This is a genomic window from Pseudomonas sp. TH06, from assembly GCF_016651305.1.
GTDB lineage: Bacteria > Pseudomonadota > Gammaproteobacteria > Pseudomonadales > Pseudomonadaceae > Aquipseudomonas.
This window is the reverse complement of record NZ_JAEKEC010000001.1, coordinates 910,766-932,656: the sequence shown is the minus strand read 5'-3', so window position 1 is coordinate 932,656 and position 21,891 is coordinate 910,766. Positions and strand designations below refer to the sequence as shown.

The window sequence follows — 21,891 nt, the reverse complement described above, 5'->3', positions numbered from 1 at the left end:
CTATCGCGAGCAGGCTCACTCCTACAGGGGATTTCATTCCAGGCGACCATTGCGGTCGCCTGGAGTTACAGCGGTTTAGCCGATAGTCATCAGGCTGGCATTACCACCCGCCGCCGCCGTGTTAACGCTCAACGCCCGCTCGATCACCAGACGTTCCAGAGCAATATTGGTCTCGCCTTGGGACAAGCCCTGAACACCAACAATGGCACCGGCACGCTTGGCGATTTGCTGGCAAACGCCGCGCAACTGGTCGGAATGGCCGTGATGCAGAACCGCATCAAACACCACCTCGTCCTTGTTCCAGTCAGAAACCAGCTTGATCCGCGCCTGAATTTCCTTCGGCAGGCGTGCGAACAATGCCTTGCTGATGTCGGACTCCGGCCATACCGCCGAACCGCCGACCGCCAGCACTGCCGCCAGTTGGGTCAACAGATCGCCTTCCACTTCCGCCAGGCACAGCACGTGCTCACGCGGCAGGATTGCGTAGCTGTTCTTCTCACCGGTCGGGCCGGCCAGTACGCGGGTGATGCCGCTTTGCGACTGCGCAGCGTACTGCACGCACAGGGTGCTCAGGTCGGCAAACTTGTTGCTGTCGGCCCAGGCTTTCAGAGCGTTCAGCGGCTTGCTCATGGCGTCGCGCAGGCGAACGTCCGGTGCCACGGCAGCATCACCGCGAGCGAAGGATTGTTCGATCGCATCGGTAGGACGCGTCGACAACAAGCGGTACAGGTACAGCGGGCCGCCGGCTTTCGGGCCAGTGCCCGACAGGCCTTCGCCGCCGAATGGCTGCACGCCGACCACGGCACCGACGATGTTGCGGTTGACGTAGACGTTACCGGCGTTGACGTTGTCGATCACCTTGGCGATGGTCTCGTCGATGCGGGTGTGCACGCCGAGGGTCAGGCCATAACCGGAAGCGTTGATCTGGCCGATCAGTTGATCGATTTCTTTACGCTTGTAGCGCACCACGTGCAGCACCGGACCGAAGATCTCGCGTTGCAGCTCATCGAAGCTTTCCAGTTCGATCAGGGTCGGCATGACGAAGGTGCCGCGTTTGACTTCTTCGGTGTCGGCAATCGCCACCTGGTACACGTTGCGACCTTTGTCGCGCATGCCCTGGATGTGCTTGTCGATGCCAGCCTTGGCTTCGGCGTCGATTACCGGGCCAATGTCCACGGACAGACGCTCAGGGTTGCCGAGACGGCTTTCAGCCATGGCACCTTTGAGCATTTCGATGACGCGATCCGCGGAATCTTCCTGCAAGCACAGCACGCGCAGAGCCGAGCAACGCTGGCCGGCGCTGTCGAAGGCCGAGGACACCACGTCGATCACGACTTGTTCGGTCAGTGCCGAGGAGTCGACGATCATTGCGTTCTGGCCACCGGTTTCGGCGATCAACGGAATCGGACGGCCCTGGTTGTCGAGACGACCGGCAATGTTGCGTTGCAGCAGACGTGCAACTTCGGTGGAGCCGGTGAACATCACGCCTTTGACGCGCTCGTCACCGACCAGACCGGCACCGACGGTTTCACCGCGACCCGGCAGCAGTTGCAGCACGCCTTCCGGAATCCCGGCTTCGAGCAGCAAACGCACGGCCTGTGCGGCAACCAGCGGGGTTTGCTCGGCCGGTTTGGCCAGGACCGGGTTACCGGCAGCCAGTGCTGCAGCGACTTGACCGCTGAAGATTGCCAGCGGGAAGTTCCACGGGCTGATGCACACCACCGGGCCCAGTGGGCGGTGGGCGTCGTTGCTGAAATCGTTGCGTGCCTGCACCGCGTAATAACGCAGGAAGTCGACCGCTTCGCGGACTTCAGCGATGGCGTTGGCGAAGGTCTTGCCGGCTTCGCGGGCCAGCAGGCCCATCAGCGGCTGGATCTCGCCTTCCATCAAATCAGCGGCGCGTTCCAGAATCGCCGCACGTTCGGCTGGCGGGGTGGCCTGCCAGATCGGTGCGGCGTTGAGGGCGCATTGAATGGCGTTGTCGACGTCTTCAACCGTGGCTTCTTGAACGTGGCCGACCACATCACGATGGTCTGCCGGGTTCAGCACCGGCGCAGGCGTCTCAGTGCTGGAAGCGCAACCGAGCATCGGCGCGGCTTTCCAGTCGTTGTGCGCGGTGGCGAGCAATGCGCAGGACAACGAGGCCAGACGATGTTCGTTGGCCATGTCGATGCCGCTGGAGTTGGCACGCTCGGCGCCGTACAGGTCACGCGGCAGCGGAATGCGTGGGTGCGGCAGGCCGAAACCACCTTCGACGGTTGCCATCTGCTCGATCTGCGCAACCGGATCGGCCACCAGTTCCTGAATCGAAATCGACTGGTCGGCGATGCGGTTGACGAACGAAGTGTTCGCGCCGTTTTCCAGCAGGCGACGTACGAGGTACGCCAGCAGGGTTTCGTGGGTGCCGACCGGGGCGTACACGCGGCACGGACGGTTCAGCTTGCCTTCGGAAACTTTGCCTACAACCTGCTCGTACAAAGGCTCGCCCATGCCGTGCAGGCATTGGAATTCGTACTGGCCCGGGTAATAGTTCTGACCGGCGATGTGGTAAATGGCCGACAGGGTGTGGGCGTTATGCGTGGCGAACTGCGGGTAGATGACTTCCGGCACCGACAGCAGTTTGCGTGCGCAAGCGATGTAGGAAACGTCGGTGTACACCTTGCGGGTGTAGACCGGATAGCCTTCCAGGCCTTCGACCTGGGCGCGCTTGATTTCGCTGTCCCAGTACGCGCCTTTCACCAGACGGATCATCAGGCGATGACGGCTGCGGCGAGCCAGGTCGATCACGTAGTCGATCACGTACGGGCAGCGCTTCTGGTAAGCCTGGATCACGAAGCCGATGCCGTTCCAGCCAGTCAGCTGCGGCTCGAAGCACAGGCGCTCAAGCAGATCCAGCGACAGCTCGAGGCGGTCGGCTTCTTCGGCGTCGATGTTCAGGCCGATGTCGTACTGCTTGGCCAGCAGGGTCAGCGACAGCAGGCGCGGATATAGCTCGTCCATCACGCGCTCGTACTGCGCACGGCTGTAACGCGGGTGCAGTGCCGACAGCTTGATGGAAATGCCCGGGCCCTCATAAATCCCACGACCGTGGGAGGCTTTGCCGATCGAGTGAATGGCTTGTTCGTACGACGCCAGATACTTCTGCGCATCGTGTTCAGTCAGCGCCGCTTCACCGAGCATGTCGTAGGAATAACGGAAGCCTTTGGCTTCGAACTTGCTCGCATTGGCCAGTGCTTCGGCGATGGTTTCGCCGGTGACGAACTGCTCGCCCATCAGGCGCATGGCCATGTCGACGCCCTTGCGGATCATCGGTTCGCCGCTCTTGCCGATGATGCGGCTCAGCGACGAGGTCAGGCCGGCTTCGTTGTGCGTCGAGACCAGTTTGCCGGTCAGCAGCAGGCCCCAGGTGGCGGCGTTGACGAACAGCGAAGGGCTGTTGCCCAGGTGCGGCTGCCAGTTGCCGGTGCTGATCTTGTCGCGGATCAGCGCATCGCGAGTGCCTTTGTCCGGGATACGCAGCAGCGCTTCGGCCAGGCACATCAGTGCCACGCCTTCCTGGGACGACAGCGAAAATTCCTGCAGCAGACCTTGAACAATGCCTGCACGACCGCCGGCACTTTTCTGGTTACGCAGTTTTTCGGCGATGGAGGCGGCGAGCTTGTTGGTGGCTTCGGCCATCGGAGCCGGCAGGCGCGCCTGCTCGATCAGCATTGGCACGACTTCCGGCTCAGGGCGACGGTAAGCAGCGGTGATCGAAGCGCGCAGTACCGATTGCGGCAGGATGCTTTCAGCGAATTCGAGGAAGCATTGGTGGGCGTGATCGGTATGCAGTTCGCCAGCGTCGTCGGCGTCCTTGGCGGTCAAACCGTTCAGCTCAGTCAGGGTTGCACCACCCTCGAGTTTTTCCAGGTAATTGAAAATTGCCTGCTTGATCAGCCAGTGCGGTGTGCGATCAATCGAGGTCGCGGCCGCCTTCAGGCGCTCGCGGGTCGGGTCATCGAGTTTGACCCCAAGGGTGGTGGTAGCCATATTTTTATCCTCATGGTTGCCACAGTTGCGTGGCATCAGCTGGCGGCAAGATTAGCCTTGCGCTGAAAGAGGTGCAACCGGGTGCAACCCTTTTTTTGTCGGAATAATAGGCAGCTCGTCAGGAATTATTTTCTGGTACGAAAGTGCTGCTCCTGCTTGGTGCTTTTGCTTCTAGCAAAGGGCCATTAATGCGCTAAAAGGGAGCAAAAACGGGGTGATTGCCGATAAATCCGACTAGGTGCAACTAATTCTCACGAAATTGGTTGCACCTTATTTGATTTGTTGCATAGCATTCGCGCCCTAGGTGCAACCGGGAATAACCCGGTGTACCCGGCTGATGGCTTTCCTGGGGAAACATCAGTCCTGAATGCGCGGGATCCCGGATCGTCTGCCAAACGTCGTCGTTTGCGTGCGGTTCACCACCGCCGCTACATAAAAACAAAGCCAGGGCGTAACTCAATGAGCGTAAGCAATCCAACCCTGATCACGTTCGTGATCTACATCGCAGCAATGGTGCTGATCGGCTTGATGGCCTATCGCTCCACCAACAACCTTTCTGACTATATTCTCGGTGGTCGCAGCCTGGGCAGCGTCGTCACCGCGCTGTCTGCCGGTGCTTCCGACATGAGTGGCTGGTTGTTGATGGGCCTGCCGGGTGCCATCTATATGTCCGGTCTGTCCGAAAGCTGGATCGCCATCGGTCTGATCATCGGTGCCTACCTGAACTGGCTGTTTGTTGCCGGCCGTCTGCGCGTGCAGACCGAGCATAACGGCGACGCCCTGACCCTGCCGGACTACTTCGCCAGCCGTTTTGAAGACAAGAGCGGCCTGCTGCGGATCATCTCGGCCATCGTGATTCTGGTGTTCTTCACCATCTACTGCGCTTCCGGCATCGTGGCCGGCGCCCGTCTGTTCGAAAGCACCTTCGGCATGTCCTACGAGACAGCGCTGTGGGCCGGTGCTGCGGCGACGATTGCCTACACCTTTATCGGTGGTTTCCTCGCGGTGAGCTGGACTGACACCGTACAAGCCACCCTGATGATTTTCGCGCTGATCCTCACGCCGATCATCGTCCTGCTGGCCACCGGCGGCGTCGACACCACGTTCCTGGCGATCGAAGCACAAGATCCAAGCAACTTCGACATGCTCAAAGGCACCACCTTCATCGGCATCATCTCGCTGATGGGCTGGGGTCTGGGTTACTTCGGCCAGCCGCACATCCTCGCGCGTTTCATGGCGGCGGATTCGGTGAAATCGATTGCCAAGGCGCGCCGCATCTCCATGACCTGGATGATCCTGTGCCTGGGCGGCACCGTCGCTGTTGGTTTCTTCGGTATCGCTTACTTCTCGGCCCACCCGGAATTGGCCGGCCCTGTCACCGAGAACCACGAGCGTGTGTTTATCGAACTGGCGAAGATTCTCTTCAACCCATGGATTGCCGGTGTTCTGCTGTCGGCCATTCTGGCTGCAGTCATGAGCACCCTGAGCTGCCAGTTGCTGGTGTGCTCGAGCGCCCTGACCGAAGACTTCTACAAAGCCTTCCTGCGTAAATCCGCCTCGCAAACCGAACTGGTCTGGGTCGGCCGCGCGATGGTATTGCTGGTTGCACTGATTGCGATCGCTCTGGCCGCCAACCCGGAAAACCGTGTACTGGGCCTGGTGTCCTACGCCTGGGCTGGTTTCGGTGCCGCATTCGGTCCGGTTGTACTGATCTCGGTGATCTGGAAAGGCATGACCCGCGACGGCGCACTGGCCGGTATCCTGGTTGGCGCGATCACCGTGGTGGTGTGGAAACATTTCGAGGTGATGGGTCTGTACGAAATCATCCCTGGCTTCATCTTCGCCAGCCTGGCGATCTTCATCGTCAGCAAGCTCGGTTCGCCAAGCAAAGGCATGGTGATGCGCTTCGAAGCGGCGGAAAAAGATTTCAACCTGAACAAGTGATGCACTGAGCTTCGGCTCACCTGAAAACGGCCCGATTCCTACAAGGAACGGGCCGTTTTTTATTGCCTGCAATCTCTGACTCGCCGCGAATCCTTGTAGGAGTGAGCCTGCTCGCGATAGCGTTCTGATATTCAAAGTTGATGTCGACTGATACACCGCAATCGCGAGCAGGCTCACTCCTACAGGGGATGCTGGTGGGTTTGAGGGATTTGTCTGTAGTCGGATACGCTGATTTCAGAAGGATTATTCGACAGAAAAAGTAGGGCAAATCTGATTTTCCAGCCGTCCGTTCAATCACCCTTGCGCCTCATGCAGAATCGCCCGCCCTCACTCTGCAGAGAAACATCGGATGTTCGCGCCTGCCAATCAACCGCGCTTCACGTTGACCCTTGAAGGCGCCCAACACGACCTCAAAGTCCTTGAGTTCACGGGCAAGGAAGCCATCAGCCAACCCTTTCGTTTCGAACTGGAACTGGTCAGTGAGCGGCCGGATCTGGACCTCGAAAGCCTGCTGCACTGTCAGGCGTTTCTGAGCTATGAGACGGACGGTTCCGGTGTACACGGTCAGATTTATCAGGTCGGGCAGGGTGACTCCGGCAAACGTCTGACGCGCTACCACATTAGCCTTGTCCCGCGTCTCACCTACCTCGGACACCGGACCAATCAGCGGATTTTCCAGCATCAAACTGTTCCGCAGATCGTCGCGCAGATTCTCAAGGATCACGCGATCCTGCGCGATGCCTTCGAATTTCGCCTCGGCAGCGAATACCCAGTGCGTGAATATTGCGTGCAATACGCCGAGAGCGATCTGGCGTTCATCCAGCGCCTGTGTGCCGAGGTCGGTATTCATTACCACTTTCAACACAGCCCCGACGCGCACGTACTGGTGTTCGGTGATGACCAGACGGTGTTTCCGCGGTTGGCCGAACCAACGCTCTATCTTCCGGGTAGCGGTATGGCCGGCGGGGCGCCGGCAATCAAGCGCTTCAATGTTCGTGTAGAAACCCGCACCAGCGTCGTAACCCGGCGCGACTACAACTTTGAAAAACCGCGTTTACAACTGCAAAGCGGTATCGACAGCGAGCAGCGGCCGGTGCTCGAGGACTATCACTTTCCCGGTCAATTCAACGATCGTGAAACCGGCAAGCATCTCGCGCAGCGCGCACTTGAAAGGCATGTCGCCGATTACCGTCAGGCCGAGGGTATCAGCGATGAATCCGCACTGGTTTGCGGACATTTCCTGCAACTGACCGAGCATCCACGTCAGGACTGGAATGACCTTTGGTTGCTGACCGCGATTGAACATCGTGGGCGCCAGCCGCAAGTCCTGGAAGAATCGGCGACCAGCGATGAAGAAACCTTCCAAGGCTACCGTAATACCTTTCTTGCAACGCCGTGGGAGGTGTTCTTCCGCCCAGCCCTCGGGCCGGAAAAACCACGGATGCTCGGTTATCAACCTGCCGTCGTTACCGGGCCGAAAGACACGGAAATCCACTGCGACGAATACGGTCGGGTCAAAGTGCAACTGGCCTGGGACCGTGATGGTGAATTGAACGAGCACTCCAGTTGCTGGCTGCGCGTCGCCACCGGTTGGGCCCACGACCGTTACGGCAGCGTGCTGATTCCACGGGTCGGCATGGAGGTGCTGGTCGGTTTTATCGACGCCGATGCCGACAAACCTCTGGTGGTCGGCTGCCTGCCCAACGCCGCCACCCCGGTGCCGCTGGATCTGCCGGCAGACAAGACCCGCAGCATTTTCCGCAGCCAGAGCAGCCCGGGTGGTGGCGGCTACAACGAACTGCGCATCGAGGACAAAAAAGGCGCCGAAGAAATCTACCTGCGCGCCCAGCGCAACTGGACCCAGCATGTATTGCACGATCAACAGGTGCAGGTCGACAACGCGCGCAGCATCGTCGTCACCGGCCTCGCCAAGCATGAGTTGAAGGCTGACGAACAACGCATCACCCACGGCCAGCGCCAAGCTGAAGTGAAACAGGATGATCACCTGACGGTGGTTGGCGACCGGCATATCCGCGTGAGCAGTCAGGCGCTCAATGCCAGTGCGCAATTTCATGTCAGCGCTGGCCAGCAAGTGGTGATCGATGGCGGTGCCAGCGCGACGATTCAAGCAGGCGGGCAGTGGATCAACATCGGTCCCGGCGGAATTTTCAGCAGCGTGCCGATCATGGTCGGTGGTGCGCCGATGGCGACGATGAGTGCCGCGCCGGTTGTGCCGGGGTTGCCGGAGAAACTGATTGCAGCGCCGGCGGCCATTCTGACCGCAGCACAGATCATGAGCTTCAAGGGCGACGCGCCATTCTGTGAAGAATGTGAGCGTTGCAAGGACGGTGTCTGTGCAGCCTGATTTTATAAAGGCTTCGGAGTGGCTGGTGCGTGAGCCGCTGAAATCTTCTGAACAGTTGTTCGCGATCTTCAGTCATGCCAGCAACGTCAGGCCACCGCTGGTAGGGGCGAGTCCGATTTGGGCGAACACGATTTATGCCGAGTGGGATGCCGTGATGCCCTTCGTGGGAATTGTCCCGGCAGACAGTGAGTTTCTTGATTGGGTGGCGACTACGGAGTCTCGCGATTGGGGCTGGTTGGCGGTGTCTTCGGCGAATCTCGAAGTAGTGGTTGAGCATTTTCGCAGCTTGACCCAAGTGTTGATGCCGGATGGCAAAGCGGTATTTTTTCGCTTCTGGGATGGGCGGTTTTTGTTGCCAGTCTTGCAGTCGAAAGCAGCGGATACGGCGCAGCTATTGCCCGTGATCGCGCGCGGGTTGATCAATGGTCAAGCCATTGATATAGGGGGCCGGGCGCAGGTTTCGGGGCAGGTGTTTCCTTGGTGGGCGGTGCCGGAATCGGTGTTGGCTTCGGCGAGTGATGAGGTACGCGTTGGCAATGCCGTGCAGTGGCTGAGCGAGGAGCATCCGGGCCTGTTCGAGGCGTTTCCTGTGCAGGTCTTGCGCTGCAAGCTCAGGCAGCTTATTCAGGTCGCAACGTCGGAAGAATCGTCGCAGTCGGCATTGTTGGAGTATTTGCTGACAGAGTCGGAGTGAGGTTTCCGGGCGAGGGCCTCGGACGTTTCCTTCGAGTCGCGGCGGTTTCCATGAACTGGTGGGCGATGGGGTGCAGGGATAGTCTTGGATTGTCACCGCAGATGCGGCGACAGGGTGTAGGAGCCTTGAGACTAGAAGAGTGCATAAACGTCATTGCCCGATTTACGGCAATCTACGTGCGTCCGTAAGATCATTTGCGGCGGTTATGCGCGGGCACGCTTCGGCGTGGCCGAGTTCTCTGGTCTCGGTACTCCTACCCCGCGCATGGCTGCCACCCAAACCCGTAGGAGGGAAATGGTGGAAGCCCACTTCACTACCAGAGGTTCAAAAGATGACGACGCTCAAGCCCGATCCACCCTACGTAAAACATATCCCTCACCCCGACAACCGCTACATGGCATTGACCAGCAACTGCAGCGACATGCCCACGCTGTTCGTCGACACCCACGCTCCTTCTGATGTCCTGATGGACGCCGCCAACTACCGCATACGCACCGTCGTCCAGGTGCTGGAAAACCTGTGCATGCGCGGCTCGATCGAGTGCGATTCCCTCATCCTCAGCGACTTCGCCAAACTCTGCGCCATCCCGTTGCGCGACGGCTGTGATTTGCTCGACGTCATCGGGCGACGCTTGGGCGCCACGCCTTCCTGATACCGCAAGATCAAAAGATCGCAGCCTTCGGCAGTTCCTGCACGGGATCATCTGTAGGAGCTGTCGAAGGCTGCGATCTTTTCACGTTGAGGTGATCAGTCAGTCCGCGATATAGGGATCCTGAGTCTTGATAAACCGGTCGAATGCCTCTGAGTTGTAGACCTCCAGGCACCCATGAAAGACCACTTTGCTGTTCGAGTATTTGCTGTTTGAGGCTGTCTGGGCATAAGCCTCAAGCATATGGTTTCTGGTTTCCCGGTAAGGATCATGCAGCACTTGCAGCGTGTCTTCATTTTGCACAACGGTGTGCAGGCCTTTGCCCATGAATGAGTAGGCGCCAGCGGACAAACCGATGTCTTTTTCCAGCGCTGAATTTTCTTTGAATGGCTTCAGGATGCAGTGACTCAAGCCGTAGTTCTTGAGCATTTGGCGAGCCTGCGCTCTGTGACTTTCGCCCGAAACGGCGTGCATTGAGCAGGTCAGGCACAGAGAGAAAATAAGTGTGCGACGCATGGGTTTGACTTCCTGTCGAGGTTACTTGCCAGTTAAGCGAGATAAATGACCTGTGGCGAGGGGATTTATCCCCGATGGGCAGCGAAGCGGCCCCAAGACCTGTCATCGCGATGCACCAGACACACCGCGTCGGCAGAATCGGGGCCGCTGCGCAGCCCATCGGGGATAAATCCCCTCGCCACGGGTATTGGGCCAGATTCTTAACGAGTAAGAGGCCACTCGGCCGCCAACCCCTGACTTGCCGGCCGGTAAAAGGTAAACTTTGCGCCCTTCGCAGGAGCAGCCATGAATTATCGTCACGCCTTCCATGCCGGCAATCACGCCGATGTGTTCAAACACCTGACCTTGACCCGCCTCATCGCCCTGATGTCGCGCAAGGAGCAGCCGTTTGCCTATCTCGACAGCCACGCCGGCATCGGTCTGTATGACTTGCAGGGCGATCAGGCCAACCGTACCGGTGAGTACCTGGAAGGCATCGCGCGCTTGTGGGATCAGCCGGATCTGCCGGCGCTGACCGCCGACTACATGAAGGTGCTGCACGAGATGAACCCCGATGGCCAGTTGCGCTATTACCCGGGTTCGCCGGAGCTGGCGCGGCGCCTGACCCGCCCGCAGGATCGGGTGATGCTCAACGAGAAGCACCCGGAAGACGGCGTGCTGCTCAAGGACAACATGGCCGGTGATCGTCGGGTCAAAGTGCATCTGGGCGAGGGCTGGCATGTTGCTCGGGCGATGTTGCCGGTGCAGGAGAAGCGTGCGGTGATGTTGATTGATCCGCCGTTCGAGCAGCTCGATGAAATGCAGCGCTGTGCGGCGTCGTTGAAAGAGGCGATTGGCCGGATGCGTCAAACCGTGGCGGCGATCTGGTATCCGGTGAAGGATCAGCGTGCGTTGCGTCGGTTCTATCAGGACCTGGCCGGTACCGGTGCGCCGAAGTTGTTGCGGGTTGAGCTGCTGGTGCATCCGCTGGATACGCCGAACAGTCTGAACGGTTCGGGCATGGCGATTGCCAATCCGCCGTGGGGGCTGGAGGAAGAATTGCGTGAGCTGCTGCCGTGGTTGTCGAAAAAGCTTGGGCAGACCCAGGGTGGCTGGCAGATGGATTGGTTGATCGCCGAGAGCTGATCAACGGCAAGATCAAAAGATCGCAGCCTGCGGCAGCTCCTACAGGGGTTAGTGACCGTTCACATATGGGTGGACGACACCGAATCCTGTAGGAGCTGCCGCAGGCTGCGATCTTTTGCTTTCAGGCTTTAATTGCCTGCCAAACTCGCTGGCATGCACACGCCGGTGCCGCCGATCCCGCAATAGCCTTCCGGATTTTTCGCCAGATACTGCTGGTGATATGCCTCGGCAAAGTACACGGTCGGTGCCTGTTCGATCTCGGTGCTGATCTCGCCCAGACCTGCTTTCGACAGCTCTGCCTGATAGGTCGCCTTGCTCTTCAGCGCCGCATCCAGGTGCTCAGGCGACGTCGCGTAGATCACCGAGCGGTACTGCGTGCCGATGTCGTTGCCCTGACGCATGCCCTGCGTCGGGTTGTGCAGTTCCCAGAACATCGCCAGCAGTTCTTCGTAGCTGACTTTGGCCTTGTCATACACCACCAGCACCACTTCAGCGTGGCCGGTCAGGCCCGAGCAGACTTCTTCGTAAGTCGGATTCGGGGTGAAGCCGCCGGCATAACCAACGACCGTGCTGACCACACCTTCACGCTGCCAGAAGCGACGTTCGGCGCCCCAGAAACAGCCGAGGCCGAAGATTGCAAAATCGACGTCCTGGAAAAACGGGCCAAGCAGCGGGGTGTCTTCGAAGACGAAATGCTTTTCCGGCAGGGTCATCGCAGTTTCGCGGCCGGGCAGAGCTTGTTCTTTAGTCGGGAGCACGTTTTTGTTCACCAGTATTTCCGAGCGCAGAACCATGATCGTTCCTCTCAGTCAGGATGGGATGTAAAAAATCAGACCGCCAGTGTGCCCAATGATGCCGAGTTAATCACTCCCCAAAATGTGCGGGTACTCGCACACATTGTAGGAGTGAGCCTGCTCGCGATAGCGCTGGGTCAGTCAGAGGATTTGTTGCTGACACACCGCTATCGCGAGCAGGCTCACTCCTACAAGGAATCTGCGATGTTCAGAGGCAGAGCGGGCCGCGCGGGTAGCGCTTCAAGGCCTGGATCAACTCGGCGCCGGGAATCGGCCGGTCGAACAGGTAACCCTGGCCGACGTCGCAACGGTGGCGGCGCAGGAATGCCAGTTGTTCAGCCGTCTCGATACCCTCTGCGACAACCTTGAGCTTGAGGTTGTGAGCCATGGCGATCACCGCGGAGGTGATTTCCATGTCGTCCTGGTTGTCCGGGATTTCGTGGATGAAGCTGCGATCGATCTTGATGATGTCGATCGGGAATTTCTTCAGGTAGCTGAGCGATGAGTAGCCGGTGCCGAAGTCGTCCATGGCCAGGGTCAGGCCCAGGCGCTTGAGCTGATCGAGCTGCAAGTGCGTGTCTTCGGTAGCTTCCAGCAGCAAACCTTCGGTCAACTCCAGTTCGAGCAAATTGGCCGGCAGCGCTTCTTCCTTGAGGATATTGGCGATGGACGCGACCAAGTCCGGATCGGAGAACTGCTTGGGCGAGAGGTTGATCGCCACTTGCAGATTACCCATGCCGGCGGCGGTCAGCGCTTTGCTCATGCGGCAGGCCTGACGGGCGATCCATTTGCCGATCGGAATGATCAGCCCGGTTTCTTCGGCGACGCTGATGAACTGGTCCGGGCGGATCATGCCGCGCTCGGGGTGATTCCAGCGCAACAGCGCTTCCATGCCCAGCAGGCGACCACTGCGCAGGCACAGCTTGGGCTGGTAGAACACATCCAGCTCATTCTGGGTCAGGGCACGACGCAGGTTGTTTTCGACGAACAGCTTGTAGCTGGCCTCGGCGTTCAGTGCTTCGGTGAACACCTGCACCTGATGTTTACCGTTGGCCTTGGCCTTGTGCAGGGCGAGGCCGGCGTTGCGCATCAGGGTTTGCGGATCGCGGCCGTGCAGCGGCGCACAGGCGAGGCCCACGGAGCCGGTGACGCTGATCAACTGGTTGTCGACGAACATCGGCTTGTCGAGAGTCGCCAGCAACTGGTTGGCAATCTGCTGGCCGGTGGCAAGATCGGTGTCGTCGAGCAGCACGGCAAATTCGTTACTGGCGAAACGGGCGAGGCTACCGCTCGGGCTCAGGCTGTTGCGCAGGCGCCGGGCCAGGCTGATCAGCAGTTTGTCGCCGGTCTGATGGCCGAGGCTGTCGTTGATTCGCTTGAAATTGTCGATGTCCACCAGCAGCAGGCTGATCGGGGTATCGCTATCCCGGGCGAAGCGTTCGTCCAGATTGCGGATAAACGCCGGCCGGTTACCGAGGTTGGTCAGGTTGTCGGTGTAGGCCAGACGCTCGATGCGCTGTTGCGCCAGTTTGGTCTGGGTGATGTCTTCGTAGATGCCGATGTAGTGGGTCAACTCGCGGTTGTCGCCATACACCTTGGAGATCGACAACTGGCCCCAGTACGGTTCGAGGTTCTTGCGCCGGCTCTTGAATTCGCCCTGCCAACTGTTGCTCTTGGCCAGCGCGGAGGGCGCGTCGAACAGCAGTTCGCTGAGGTTTTCCAGGGCCGGCAGTTCCGAAAGGCGCTGGCCGTGGACTTCCTCGGTGGTGTACTGGGTGATCGCGGTGAAACTCGGGTTGACGTACTCGACCACGCCGTCGCAGTTGACCAGCAAGAAGGCGTTGGCACTTTGCTCGACCGCACGCTGGAACAGGTGCAGGGCGCTGGTGGCGGTGCGGCGGTTGTGGTTGTTGATGACTTGCGCGAACTGGTCGGCCAGCTCGCCGGCAAAGGCGATTTCGTCGGACTGCCAGGCGCGGGTCACGCCGGTCTGCTCCAGACACAACACACCGACTACCTGGCCGTCGACGCGAATGCTGGCGTCGAGCATCGCGTTGACGTCACGCGGGCGCAGGGCTTCGGCCATCTCGCGGGTACGCGGATCACGCATGGCGTTGTGCGCGTCGATGGCGCGGCTGCTGTGCAGCGCTTCCATGTAGTCGGGGAAGCTGCTGACGTCGATCACGTCCGGCAGAAGGTACTCCTGCGTGGCGCGGTGGTAGGCCGAGATCGGCACCAGTTGCTGGCCTTCGAGGTTCCACAGGCTGGCACAGTCGATTTCATAGATATCGCAGGCGCAGCGGGTGATCAGTTCGGCGGCTTCCTGCAACGAGTTGTGCGTGCTGTAGCGCTGACGGGCGAGCAGCAGAATCAGATCTTGCTGGGCGCGCACCCGTTCGAGATGTTGCAGTTGTTCCTGCTGGGCGCGCTGGTTGAGTTCGAGGGCGATTTGCAGGCGGGAGTTCTGGGTTTCGAGGTCAACGGAAGGCAGTAGCGGCACTTCGTCGAAGAGGTCATCGACCGCCAGCAGATAGCCGCGCAGCAGATGCCGATTGTGTTGTTTGTAGGCTTCGCCAAGTTCGAGGATGCTCAACGCGCCAGCGGCGGTGTGCAGGGTGTAGCGCACCAGATAATGCGGGCTGCCGGCGAGTTGTTGCTGGATCGCGTCGTGCAGTTGGTAACGCGCTTCCGGCTCCATCAGGCTGGCGTAGGGCGAGCCGACCAGTGCGCAGAGTTCGACGGCCGGCTGACCGAACTGGCGTTCGCAGTTTGGATCGAGAAACAGCATCGCCCAGCTGGCTTCATTCAAGCGCTCGAAACGCAGCATGCCGAGCCGCGAGGGCACAGGCAACTGCGTCACTACCTCGGCCGCCATACGGCTGGCGGCATCGGGTTGGCTCTTCATGAAGGGAACTCGCTTGGAAATATGCTGAACGCGCCGGGCTCTCGCCCTCTTTACTGTTGCCTGCGGCAAGGTTGCATCATTGCGGCACCGACTGACAAGAGTGATGAAGGCCAAGTGCTATAAGAATGTGTCGGCTGCGTTGGGCATTTCTCCAGCGCCGTTCGGAAAAGAGCAAAAGATCGCAGCCTGCGGGATTCTGCAGGCGCTACTGAAGGCTGCGATCTATAAAGGCTCAGCGCAGTTTTATGGCGGTCGACTGCAGCTTTTTCCCATCCCGATCATGGTAATTGACCAGAATTTGATCAACCTCAACCACCACATGGGCGAAGTTGTCCTCACTGATCACGGTGCTGGTCAACTCATGCCGATAATCGCCCGCCGCCGTCGTCACCAGTGGCTGGTCAAGAATGAAGGTGGACGCCTTGGCGTACGGCAGCAACTTGCTGTTGCACAGGGGCGAGGAGACGATGGTGTGCACTTCAAAGTCCGAGGCTTCGCTGTGGGTCAGACGTGAGGTCAACGAACCATGCACGTCACCGGAAATGAATACGACGTTCTTGATGTGTCGAGTGCGGATGGTTTCCAGAAGACGCAGACGCTGTTCCGGGAAGGCCTTCCAGGCATCGTCGCCGAGCACTTTGCGATCCGGATAGAACATCACGCTGGTGACCACGAACTTGACCCGCGCCGGGCTGTTGATCAGCCATTTGAGTAGCGCCTGTTCTTGAGCTTCATCGAGGATGCGCCGATCGTCGGCCGACAAGTTGCGCCGAGTACGGCTGTCGGTGACAAACCATTCAATATCGCCGTCGCTGAATTGATACCAGTAATGTTCAAGTTTAGAACGGTTGACTTGGCCGTTATCTGTCAGTTCATGTGCCGGGCTGTGACTGACTTGATACAACTCATAGGCAGCCATGGCGTTGCGGTATAACTCGCCATCGGACTTTCCGGCGTTGGCGGGCCAGTTATCTTCTATCTCGTGATCATCGAGAATCATGTAAGTCGAAGTGCCGGACATTAAATGTTTGATGTTGGGTTGGGAGAAGGCCGCGCGGTATTTGCTGAGTATGTCTTTGTATTCGCGATCCGGTGCTATCAGATTGAGGTCGTCGACATAGATTTGATCACCGGTCATGAGTGTTGCACTGATTGCGGGTTGTGCGCCTTCAATCAATTGACTGATGGACGCAAAGATCCGGTCGCCCAAATGCGGTAACGATGCAATACCGGCGGTCATGCGCAAGTAGCGGCAAGACCCGACGATGTAAGCCTTGGGCTGCATGGCTTTGCTGGAGCGCGTGCGCAGGCGGTAGATCTCCCGTGGCCATTGCAGTGGCAACTCGGCGATAGAGTCTGTGGTGTGCACGGGGTTCATAGGGCTGAACCAGCCGGCCTGATATTCATACTCGGTGTCCGTACTCAAATTATTAAGTACAAGAACTTCCGACATGTCGCGCAATTCGCTCAGTCTGGCGAAGATGGCTTTTGACCATTGTTGTGTTCCGGAAATGCGATAGCGTATTCCGCCAAATACAGGGGCGTTGTTTTGTCGGTTGCCGCGAATAAATATGCGTGCGTGGTTAGTTGTGATGTGGCCGATGATCGGGCCGATAGTCGGTTTCAACATGTCGAATCCATTCGAGTGAGTGCTGCGTAAGTAAGTGGTTTGTGCAAAGTTCGGATAATTAACTTTGCTGTGCCAAGGTTAGTTGCATGGCGAGTAAAAAAGTCGGTACGAAGTTGACTGGAGTTGTGGCTGAAATCAGCGCTACTTGTAGGAAAAATACGCAGGCAGGTTTATTTCGGACAAAAAAAGCCCCGTCAATTGACGGGGTTGAGGTACGAGCGTGTGGCGCTCGAAAACGTGAAACACAAGTGGCCCTCCGTTGCCGGAGGGCCACCTGGGATTACAGCAGGATAGTACGGATGTCCGCCAGCAGGCTGCCCAGACGCTGGGTGAAGCGTGCGGCAGCGGCGCCGTTGATCACACGGTGATCGTAGGACAACGACAGCGGCAGCATCAGTTTCGGCTGGAAGGCTTTGCCGTCCCAGACTGGCTGGATGGTTGCCTTGGAAACACCGAGGATCGCCACTTCCGGCGCGTTGACGATCGGCGTGAAGCCGGTGCCGCCAATGTGGCCGAGGCTGGAAATGGTGAAGCAGGCGCCTTGCATGTCGTCAGCGGTAAGCTTCTTGTCGCGTGCCTTGGCGGCCAGCGCAGCGGCTTCGGCTGCCAGTTGCAACAGACTCTTCTGGTCGACGTTCTTGATGACCGGTACCAGCAGGCCATCCGGGGTGTCGACGGCGAAGCCGATGTTGACGTACTTCTTGCGGATGATCGCTTTGCCGCTTGGCGCCAGCGAACTGTTGAAGTCCGGCAGCTCCTTGAGCATGTGCGCGCACGATTTGAGCAGCAGCGGCAGGATGGTCAGCTTGACGCCGGCCTTCTCTGCAACGGCTTTCTGCGCCACGCGGAACGCTTCCAGCTCGGTGATATCAGCCGAATCGAACTGAGTCACGTGCGGGATGTTCAACCAGCTGCGATGCAGGCTCGACGCGCCGATCTGCATCAGGCGAGTCATCGGTACTTCTTCGATTTCGCCGAAACGGCTGAAATCGACAACCGGGATCGGCGGGATGCCCGCGCCACCGGTTGCGCCCGCTGCAGCGGCCGGTGCTTCCTTGGCCTTCTGCATCATCGCTTTGACGTAAGTCTGCACGTCTTCTTTGAGGATTCGACCGTGCGGGCCGCTGGCGCCGACAGCGTTCAGCTCGACGCCGAACTCACGGGCCAGTTGACGCACGGCAGGACCGGCGTGAACTTTCGCGCCCGGCTTGGCCGGAGCAGCAACCGGAGCGGCAGCAGCAGGTGCAGCGGCAGCCGGAGCAGCAGCGGCTGGAGCACTTGGTGCAGCAGCGGCGGCAGCTGGAGCCGGGGCAGCAGCAGGCGCTGCGCCTTTGACTTTCAGCTTGAGGATCAGGTCGCCAGTACCGACTTCGTCATCCAGCTTGATGGAAACGCTTTCCACCACACCAGCGGCAGGCGATGGGATTTCCATGCTCGCCTTGTCGGATTCCAGAGTGATCAGCGACTGATCGGCTTCAACGCTGTCGCCAGCCTTGACCAACACTTCGATGATCTTGGCTTTGCCAGCCGAACCGATGTCCGGAACGTGGATGTCCTGAACGCTGTCGGCAACCGGTGCTGCTGGAGCGGCTGCCGGAGCAGGCGCAGCAGCAGCGGCCGGTGCAGCAGCCTGAGCCGGAGCGGCAGCAGCAGGGGCCGCAGCACCCGCCACTTCCAGATCCAGAATCAGGTCGCCAGTGCCGACTTCGTCGTTGAGCTTGACGCTGATGGCCTTGACCACGCCAGCGGCAGGCGACGGGATTTCCATGCTCGCCTTGTCGGATTCCAGGGTGATCAACGATTGATCAGCCTCGACTTTATCGCCGACCTTGACCTGGATCTCGATGATCTGCGCTTTGCCCGACGAACCGATGTCCGGCACGTGCACTTGCTGAACCGAAGCGGCAGCAGGAGCAGCGGCTGGTGCGGCGGCGGCAGGAGCGGCAGCCGGTTTTTCTTCGGCCTTTTTAGCAGGTGCAGCCGCCGGAGCAGGGGCCGCTTCAGCGGCGCCCTCGACTTCCAGCTCAAGCAGTTCGTCGCCTTCTTTCAGACGGTCGCCCAGCTTCACTTTCAGGCTTTTGATGACGCCGGCTTTCGGGGCCGGCACTTCCATGCTGGCCTTGTCCGATTCCAGGGTCAGGATGCTCTGGTCGGCTTCGATACGGTCGCCGACCTTCACAAACAGTTCAATTACTTCACCTTCACCGCTGCCGATGTCAGGTACGCGAATGAGTTCGCTCACAAAATGTCTCCTCAGCAGTCCAGTGGGTTGCGTTTTTCCGGGTCGATGCCGAACTTGGTGATGGCTTCAGCCACAACCTTAGGTTCGATATCACCACGGTCAGCCAGTGCTTCCAGGGCTGCCAACACCACGAAATGACGGTCAACTTCGAAGAAATGACGCAGTTTCTTGCGGCTGTCGCTACGGCCGAAACCGTCGGTGCCGAGGACTTTGAATTCCTTGGACGGTACCCACTGACGGATCTGCTCGGCGAACAGCTTCATGTAGTCGGTAGACGCGATGACCGGACCTTTACGGCCGTTCAGGCACTCTTCGACGTAGCTCAGCTTAGGCTTCTGGCCAGGCTTCAGACGGTTGCTGCGTTCTACAGCGAGGCCGTCGCGACGCAGTTCGTTGAAGCTGGTGACGCTCCACACGTCGGCGCCGACGTTGAACTCTTCACGCAGAATCTTCGCCGCTTCACGGACTTCACGCAGGATGGTGCCGGAGCCCATCAGCTGAACGTGGTGCGCCGCATCGCGGGTGTCTTCTTCGAGCAGGTACATGCCTTTCTTGATGCCTTCTTCGGCACCGGCCGGCATGGCTGGCTGCTGGTACGACTCGTTCATCACGGTGATGTAGTAGAAGATGTCCTGTTGCTCTTCGGTCATCTTCTTCATACCGTCCTGAATGATCACCGCCAGCTCGTAGCCGTAGGTTGGATCGTAGGTGCGGCAGTTCGGGATGGTCGCGGCCAGCAGGTGGCTGTGACCGTCTTCGTGTTGCAGACCTTCACCGTTCAGGGTAGTCCGGCCGGCGGTGCCGCCGATCAGGAAGCCACGGGTACGGCTGTCGCCGGCGGCCCAGGCCAGGTCGCCAATACGCTGGAAGCCGAACATCGAGTAGAAGATGTAGAACGGCAGCATCGGCTGGTTGTGGCTGGAGTACGAAGTACCGGCGGCGATGAAGGAACTCATGGCGCCTGCTTCGTTGATGCCTTCTTCAAGGATCTGACCTTTCTGGTCTTCCTTGTAGAACATCACCTGGTCTTTATCGACTGGCTCGTAGAGCTGGCCGACGGACGAGTAGATGCCGAGCTGACGGAACATGCCTTCCATACCGAAGGTACGGGCTTCGTCCGGGATGATCGGAACGATGCGCGGGCCGATTTCCTTGTCCTTGACCAGTTGCGCGAGGATTCGCACGAAAGCCATGGTGGTGGAAATTTCACGGTCGCCGGAACCATCCAGGATGGCTTTAAGAGTGTCCAGATCCGGAGTCGGCACGCTGAAGCTTTGTGCGCGGCGCTGAGGTACGAAACCGCCCAGTGCAGTGCGACGCTCGCTCAGGTAGCGGGCTTCGGCGCTGTTTGGCTCTGGCTTGAAGAACGGCAGGTTCTCCAGTTCTTCGTCCTTGACCGGGATGTCGAAACGATCGCGGAACAACTTCAGGCTGTCGACGTCGACTTTCTTGGTGTTGTGCGCAGTGTTTTTCGCTTCGCCGGCACCGGTGCCATAACCCTTGATGGTCTTGGCGAGGATGACGGTCGGTTGTTCTTTGTGGTTGACCGCTTCGTGGTAAGCCGCATAGACCTTGTACGGGTCGTGGCCGCCACGGTTGAGTTTCCAGATCTCGTCGTCGGACAGATCAGCAACCATCGCCTTCAGTTCAGGCGTGTTGAAGAAGTGCTCGCGAACGAACGCGCCGTCTTTGGCTTTGTAGTTCTGGTACTCGCCGTCGATGACTTCGTCCATGCGACGTTGCAGGATGCCGTCGACGTCTTTGGCCAGCAGTGGGTCCCAGAAACGGCCCCAGATGACTTTGGTCACGTTCCACTGAGCACCGCGGAACACGCCTTCGAGTTCCTGGATGATCTTGCCGTTGCCGCGAACCGGGCCGTCGAGGCGCTGCAGGTTGCAGTTGATGACGAAGATCAGGTTGTCCAGCTTCTCGCGGCCGGCCAGGGAGATTGCGCCCAGCGATTCCGGCTCGTCGCACTCGCCGTCGCCCAGGAAGCACCAGACTTTCTGTTTGCCCGGCTGGATGAAACCGCGGTGTTCCAGGTACTTCATGAAACGTGCCTGGTAGATCGCCTGGATTGGACCCAGACCCATGGAAACGGTCGGGAACTGCCAGAAGTCAGGCATCAGCCAAGGGTGCGGGTAGGACGACAGGCCCTGACCGTCGACTTCCTGGCGGAAGTTGTTCATCTGGTCTTCGGTGATGCGACCTTCCATGAACGCACGGGCGTAAACGCCTGGCGAGGTGTGGCCCTGGAAGTAGATCAGGTCGCCGCCGTGTTCGTCGGTCGGGGCCTGAAAGAAGTAGTTGAAGCCGATGTCATACAGGGTCGCACTGGAAGCGAAGCTGGAGATGTGACCACCCAGGTCAGAATCTTTCAGGTTCGTACGCATTACCATGGCCATCGCGTTCCAGCGTACCAACGAGCGAATGCGGCGTTCCATGAACAGGTCGCCAGGCATGCGTGCTTCGTGGGTAACCGGGATGGTGTTGCGGTAAGGCGTGGTGATGGCGTAAGGGAGTTGCGAGCCGCTGCGGGTCGCGAGTTCACCCATACGGGTCATCAGATAGTGAGCACGGTCTTCGCCTTCTTTGTCGAGAACCGATTCCAGGGCGTCCAGCCATTCCTGGGTTTCGACGGGATCGAGGTCTTGCATGGCTTGCTCCAGGGCGGAAAGGCTTCCAGAATCGGTTGCCTGAGTTTGCGACTGGCCTTGTGGGCAGACGATTTAAAATTCTTGGATTGCCGACAGGTTGTTCCGGCGGCGTGTAGTTTTACTACAAATCTTCCGGCATTTCAGCCTTTCGAATGTATAGACGAGTAGTAAAACTACAGATGAAAGGCTTGTGGCCTCTGACTGCGTTGTGAGAATAATCGTTAAGGTTGGTCGATTACCATTCGGAAAAGGTGAAAGTTTGATGCTGGGTGCTAAAGAAGAAGAAATTTCAGCTATTTCTAACTTTTGTTCGACAGTCCTTCACGTAGCGGGTTTTCATC

At 59.0% G+C, this 21,891-nt stretch carries 12 protein-coding genes; 5 read left to right on the top strand and 7 right to left on the bottom strand.

Annotated elements, in window-relative coordinates; genetic code table 11:
* Positions 1-75 precede the first annotated feature (75 nt).
* The gene (gene putA, locus JFT86_RS04070) at positions 76-4,029 is read right to left on the bottom strand and encodes a trifunctional transcriptional regulator/proline dehydrogenase/L-glutamate gamma-semialdehyde dehydrogenase (RefSeq protein WP_201235849.1); all 3,954 of its coding nucleotides are present in this window, start codon (positions 4,027-4,029) and stop codon (positions 76-78) included.
* 459 nt (positions 4,030-4,488) lie between these two features.
* On the opposite strand from putA, the gene putP reads away from it, so the two are divergent.
* From putP to JFT86_RS04050, 4 genes are all read left to right on the top strand, one after another.
* A complete protein-coding gene (putP, locus tag JFT86_RS04065; protein WP_201235848.1) occupies positions 4,489-5,973 on the top strand; it encodes a sodium/proline symporter PutP in 1,485 nt (494 codons plus the stop codon).
* A 349-nt stretch (positions 5,974-6,322) separates the two neighbouring features.
* Positions 6,323-8,338, top strand: a complete 2,016-nt coding sequence (locus JFT86_RS04060; RefSeq protein ID WP_201235847.1) for a type VI secretion system tip protein VgrG — start codon at positions 6,323-6,325, stop codon at positions 8,336-8,338.
* On the top strand, positions 8,328-9,032 hold the full coding sequence (locus tag JFT86_RS04055; protein ID WP_201235846.1) for a DUF4123 domain-containing protein: 705 nt from the start codon (positions 8,328-8,330) through the stop codon (positions 9,030-9,032). The genes JFT86_RS04060 and JFT86_RS04055 overlap by 11 nt, the downstream gene beginning before the upstream one ends.
* Before the next feature lie 331 nt (positions 9,033-9,363).
* Positions 9,364-9,684 carry a hypothetical protein gene (locus JFT86_RS04050; RefSeq protein WP_201235845.1) on the top strand — a complete coding sequence of 107 codons (321 nt, stop codon included), beginning with the start codon at positions 9,364-9,366 and terminating at the stop codon, positions 9,682-9,684.
* Positions 9,685-9,783: 99 nt separating this feature from the next.
* Here JFT86_RS04050 and JFT86_RS04045 read toward each other — a convergent pair whose 3' ends face one another.
* On the bottom strand, positions 9,784-10,197 hold the full coding sequence (locus JFT86_RS04045) for a hypothetical protein (protein ID WP_201235844.1): 414 nt from the start codon (positions 10,195-10,197) through the stop codon (positions 9,784-9,786).
* Between the two features lie 285 nt (positions 10,198-10,482).
* On the opposite strand from JFT86_RS04045, the gene rlmJ reads away from it, so the two are divergent.
* Positions 10,483-11,322 (top strand): 23S rRNA (adenine(2030)-N(6))-methyltransferase RlmJ, encoded by an 840-nt coding sequence (rlmJ, locus tag JFT86_RS04040; RefSeq protein ID WP_150794094.1) that lies wholly within the window; start codon positions 10,483-10,485, stop codon positions 11,320-11,322.
* A gap of 128 nt (positions 11,323-11,450) precedes the next feature.
* On the opposite strand, the gene msrA is transcribed toward rlmJ, so the two are convergent.
* The 5 genes from msrA to aceE all read right to left on the bottom strand — a co-directional run bounded on the left by msrA (position 11,451) and on the right by aceE (position 21,550).
* On the bottom strand, positions 11,451-12,116 hold the full coding sequence (gene msrA, locus JFT86_RS04035) for a peptide-methionine (S)-S-oxide reductase MsrA (protein ID WP_201235843.1): 666 nt from the start codon (positions 12,114-12,116) through the stop codon (positions 11,451-11,453).
* Between the two features lie 208 nt (positions 12,117-12,324).
* Positions 12,325-15,021: a GGDEF and EAL domain-containing protein gene (locus JFT86_RS04030; RefSeq protein ID WP_201235842.1), complete on the bottom strand. Its 2,697-nt coding sequence runs from the start codon at positions 15,019-15,021 to the stop codon at positions 12,325-12,327.
* Between the two features lie 232 nt (positions 15,022-15,253).
* A complete protein-coding gene (locus JFT86_RS04025) occupies positions 15,254-16,651 on the bottom strand; it encodes an alkaline phosphatase D family protein (protein WP_201235841.1) in 1,398 nt (465 codons plus the stop codon).
* A 280-nt stretch (positions 16,652-16,931) separates the two neighbouring features.
* Positions 16,932-18,893 carry a dihydrolipoyllysine-residue acetyltransferase gene (aceF, locus tag JFT86_RS04020; protein WP_201235840.1) on the bottom strand — a complete coding sequence of 654 codons (1,962 nt, stop codon included), beginning with the start codon at positions 18,891-18,893 and terminating at the stop codon, positions 16,932-16,934.
* Positions 18,894-18,904: 11 nt separating this feature from the next.
* Positions 18,905-21,550, bottom strand: coding sequence for a pyruvate dehydrogenase (acetyl-transferring), homodimeric type (gene aceE, locus JFT86_RS04015; protein ID WP_008081364.1), 2,646 nt, complete (start codon positions 21,548-21,550; stop codon positions 18,905-18,907).
* Positions 21,551-21,891: the final 341 nt, after the last annotated feature.

What these genes read in the sequence shown, in the direction of transcription:
- msrA (WP_201235843.1), bottom strand. Translation starts at nt 12,116, where the DNA reads ATGGTTCTGCGCTCGGAAATACTGGTGAACAAAAACGTGCTCCCGACT.
- JFT86_RS04060 (WP_201235847.1), top strand. Translation starts at nt 6,323, where the DNA reads ATGTTCGCGCCTGCCAATCAACCGCGCTTCACGTTGACCCTTGAAGGC.
- JFT86_RS04045 (WP_201235844.1), bottom strand. Translation starts at nt 10,197, where the DNA reads ATGCGTCGCACACTTATTTTCTCTCTGTGCCTGACCTGCTCAATGCAC.
- aceE (WP_008081364.1), bottom strand. Translation starts at nt 21,550, where the DNA reads ATGCAAGACCTCGATCCCGTCGAAACCCAGGAATGGCTGGACGCCCTG.
- rlmJ (WP_150794094.1), top strand. Translation starts at nt 10,483, where the DNA reads ATGAATTATCGTCACGCCTTCCATGCCGGCAATCACGCCGATGTGTTC.
- putP (WP_201235848.1), top strand. Translation starts at nt 4,489, where the DNA reads ATGAGCGTAAGCAATCCAACCCTGATCACGTTCGTGATCTACATCGCA.
- putA (WP_201235849.1), bottom strand. Translation starts at nt 4,029, where the DNA reads ATGGCTACCACCACCCTTGGGGTCAAACTCGATGACCCGACCCGCGAG.
- JFT86_RS04030 (WP_201235842.1), bottom strand. Translation starts at nt 15,021, where the DNA reads ATGAAGAGCCAACCCGATGCCGCCAGCCGTATGGCGGCCGAGGTAGTG.
- JFT86_RS04025 (WP_201235841.1), bottom strand. Translation starts at nt 16,651, where the DNA reads ATGTTGAAACCGACTATCGGCCCGATCATCGGCCACATCACAACTAAC.
- JFT86_RS04050 (WP_201235845.1), top strand. Translation starts at nt 9,364, where the DNA reads ATGACGACGCTCAAGCCCGATCCACCCTACGTAAAACATATCCCTCAC.